The sequence below is a fragment of the Calidifontimicrobium sp. SYSU G02091 genome (genome assembly GCF_022631395.1).
Taxonomy (GTDB): domain Bacteria; phylum Pseudomonadota; class Gammaproteobacteria; order Burkholderiales; family Burkholderiaceae_C; genus Calidifontimicrobium; species Calidifontimicrobium sediminis.
The window spans coordinates 1-3,407 of record NZ_JALBGB010000064.1 but is presented as its reverse complement, the minus strand read 5'-3'; the positions used below and the strand labels follow the sequence as shown (position 1 = coordinate 3,407).

Sequence of the window (3,407 nt, the reverse complement as noted above, 5' to 3'; positions counted from 1 at the left end):
GCGCAGCAGCGCCGCGTGACGTTCGTTCCTCTGGCTTTGAGGCCAACTCGACGGGCGTCTGCGGCGATCAATTGCCTCTCAGCCTCTGAGGACGGCGTTGCACGTGGGCCCGCGAGTGTGGCTATAATGCGAGCTTCGTTGCAGCGAATGATCGCCGCAGCGAAGCGATGCGGGAATAGCTCAGTTGGTAGAGCGCAACCTTGCCAAGGTTGAGGTCGCGAGTTCGAGACTCGTTTCCCGCTCCAGATCCTTCAAGGGAAGCCTCGGCTTCCCTTGTTCATTTCGGGCACGACGCGCGCTTTGATTGCGTGTGCCAGAATGGATCCACACGGCGCGGTAGCAAAGCGGTTATGCACCGGATTGCAAATCCGTTCAGCCCGGTTCGACTCCGGGCCGCGCCTCCATCTCCTTAGTCCACGCCGGGTCAGCGGCGAAAAGCCAACGGATTGAGTCCGTTGGGTTTCGTTGGTGTGTGGATCAGGAGGTGTCCCGTGAAGGTGACCCACGTCATCGACGCGTTCGTGGCCAGCTACAGTGGCCGCGATGAAGCCCTGCCGGCACGCTTGGATTTCTGGCGCGACGAACTCGGCGAACACGAGCTGGTCGACGTCAGCGCCGAGATGGTCGAAGCGGCCATGGATCGTCTAGCGGCACGCGGCCAACTGCGCCGCGGCCGCGCCCCGGCTGGGGCGCAGCGGTGCTGCGGCAAGCCGCTGTCGCCGTCTACGCTCAACCGCTATCGCTCAGCGTTGGGCTCGCTGGTGAAGTTCGCCCGTCAGCGTCGGCTGGTGCCGCGCGCATGGACGTCGCCGCTGGTGGGCGTCGAGCAGCTCCCGGAGAACCCCGGGCGCATGGTCTACCTCACCGCCGACCAAGTCGAAAGACTCATCGCCTGCGCAAGACTGGCGCGCTGGCGACCACTGTCCGTGCTCATTCTGATGGCCTTCACGACGGGTCTGCGCCGCGGCTCGCTACTGGGCCTGCGCTGGCGCGACGTCGACCTCAACGGTCGGCGTGCGACCGTGCCGCGCACCAAGAACGGACGGCCAATCGTGGCGCACCTGACGGAGCGCATGGTCGCGGAGCTGCGGACGATCGGGCCCAAGGAACCCGACACGCTCGTCTTCGGCTGCGCCAGCGGCAAAGACAGGCCGCACAACTTCGACGGCGCCTTCCAGCGTGCTCTCAGGGACGCTGGCTTGCCTGCAATCCGATTCCACGACCTGCGGCACTCCTGCGCGTCGCACCTGGCCGCCAAGGGCGCGTCGGCGCCGCTGCTGGCCGACGTGCTGGGACACACCACCTTGCGGATGGTGTCGCGGTATGCGCACTTGAACATCGCGGCGCGCGCGGCGGTGATCGACCAAGCGTTTCGCTGAACGCACCCGGCCCCCACCCGAGCCCGGGATACCCCGAACTCGGGGGCTTGCTGGTAGCCTGACGCTGACTGGATCGCGAGGGTACGGCCGGCAGCGCTGAGCGTCGAGAAGACGCATTTCGGCGTCGCGCGGGTACGAGATCCGCTACCACCCCAAACGCACCTTTTCGCGGGCGATCTCCACGCCTCGCGCGAGGTCGCCATGGCGCACGCCGCGCCACAGGAATTCGCTCGCCTCGTCAACCATCCACGTGCGCATGGGAGGGCGATTTCCCTCTGTAGAGCCCTTGATCTGCTGGCCCGTGGACCGCGTGCGGCGTCAACCGACAAGGCCGTCGTCGGTGCTCTAGGGCTCGCCGACGCCGCCCCCGCGAGCGACCCGAAACGGGCCTGCGGATGGGGATTTTGGGCATCTGGACGAGGGTGTCTTGACAGGCAGTCTCATACGATGCGCTCCGCCCTGACCCGGCGTGCATTCCTTTCTTTTCGTACGGAGCCTGTTGTGCAATGAAGACCATCCTGGAGAGACGGCTGACGCCGTTGACGGCCGAGCGCCTGCAGCGCCTGGAGAAGGCCGACGCGACGCGTCGTCGGTATTCGAACCTCTTCCCCACCGACCAAAGTTGGAAGTGGTTCCGGCGCACGCGCAAGGCCGCGATGCTGCAGGCGGGGGCGCTGATCCAGACGACGGCGGGCGACCTGATCGACCCCATCATCTTCGATCGCGTCCTGCCGAACCTGCTGACCGAGGTAGGCCGGCCCCATGTCGACTGATCTCGCCGTCGAGGACACGCAGATGTCGCCGCTCGCTGCCCATGTCTACGGGCTGCTGCGCGGGCGAAGCGGCGGCGCGGTTCCGCACAGCGCGAGCGGGTTGACGAGCGTGCCCCCGGGTAGGCAATGGTGGGCAGACGCATCGGCGCTAGTCGGCGCCGAGGCACGTGCGGTGGCCTCACGACCTGTGGGCGGAGCATGAGCAAGGGCGACCACCAGCAACGTCGGCAGAGCGCTCGCGCGCGCGTCGCGGCAGCGCGCCACGCCCAGGCTGAGCGTGTGCCGGGCCAGTTCCTGGCCTTGCCGTACGACGTCATCCACTCCGCCGCATTCCGCTCGTTGTCGTACCCGGCGCGGTGCCTGTTGATCGACATTGCCATCAGCGCGCCGAACGGGAGGTGCACGGCCGACAGGAACAGCCTCAAGGCACTTGGCTGGACATCCAACGACGTGATCAGCCGCGCGCTCGCGGACCTCGAAGATCGCGGCTTGGTCGTGCGCACGCGAGAGGCGCGCTGGCCTCGGCAGCGTGCGTGGTACGCGGTGACGTGGTTCGACCTGAAGCACATCGACGATCTGGACATCGACCCGCGCAGATTCCGCAGGGGTCTGTATCGCGACTACGTGCCTGACGGATCCGCCACCACGGCTGTGCGCCCGTCAGACGGTCCTATGAGACCCTCCAACGGCCCGCCGCGCGGTCTTATGGTGGCGCCTATACGCCCGTCCGGCGGGCCTGCTGGCCCGATTTGTCGCGAGTTGATAGGCCCGCCAGACGGGCTGAATCTAGAGAATGCCATCTGCAGCGGGGCCGCAGGGGTGACGGGCATGCCAGTGCAGCCCAGCCGCCTGAGCACGATGCTGCGGTCCCGGACGATCGCCGCGGGACTCGAAAACATGCGCGAACGGCAGCGCGCTCTCTTCAACGCATCCGGCGTGGTGCCGCGTGACCGATCCCTCATTGGCAGCCGCCTCGCTGGGCCCGCGCTGGTGTGCGCTAGATGAAGGCCCCATGCAAGCAGCCTGCAGGTGCGAGAAGGTCGCATGCACCCTGACCAAGGAGTACGCAACCATGCTGAACCAACATGCCCAACACCACCCTTGCTCGACCCCTGCTCGGTCCCCCGCAGTCCGTCGTAGCCTGACGGCCAAGGAGGAGGCCTATGACCTTGCCCGCGTTTCCCGGATCCCATAGCCGAGACCATCACGCGGCTTGCCTTTGCTGGGCGGCAAGCCAAGCCCTCTCGAACTGCAT

3 protein-coding genes and 2 tRNA genes are annotated in these 3,407 nt (G+C 66.8%); all 5 read left to right on the top strand.

Annotated elements, in window-relative coordinates; genetic code table 11:
- Window positions 1–169 precede the first annotated feature (169 nt).
- The 5 genes from MOJ79_RS18705 (at window position 170) to MOJ79_RS18685 (ending at window position 3,157) form a co-directional block, all read left to right on the top strand.
- Window positions 170–245: transfer RNA gene (locus tag MOJ79_RS18705), tRNA-Gly, on the top strand.
- Between the two features lie 85 nt (window positions 246–330).
- Window positions 331–404: transfer RNA gene (locus MOJ79_RS18700), tRNA-Cys, on the top strand.
- 87 nt (window positions 405–491) lie between these two features.
- Entirely contained in the window at window positions 492–1,379 is an 888-nt protein-coding gene (locus MOJ79_RS19135) for a tyrosine-type recombinase/integrase (RefSeq protein ID WP_241925518.1), read from the top strand.
- 506 nt (window positions 1,380–1,885) lie between these two features.
- Window positions 1,886–2,152 carry a hypothetical protein gene (locus MOJ79_RS18690; RefSeq protein ID WP_241925517.1) on the top strand — a complete coding sequence of 89 codons (267 nt, stop codon included), beginning with the start codon at window positions 1,886–1,888 and terminating at the stop codon, window positions 2,150–2,152.
- Window positions 2,153–2,350: 198 nt separating this feature from the next.
- Window positions 2,351–3,157: a hypothetical protein gene (locus MOJ79_RS18685; RefSeq protein ID WP_241925516.1), complete on the top strand. Its 807-nt coding sequence runs from the start codon at window positions 2,351–2,353 to the stop codon at window positions 3,155–3,157.
- The last annotated feature ends 250 nt before the right edge of the window (window positions 3,158–3,407 follow it).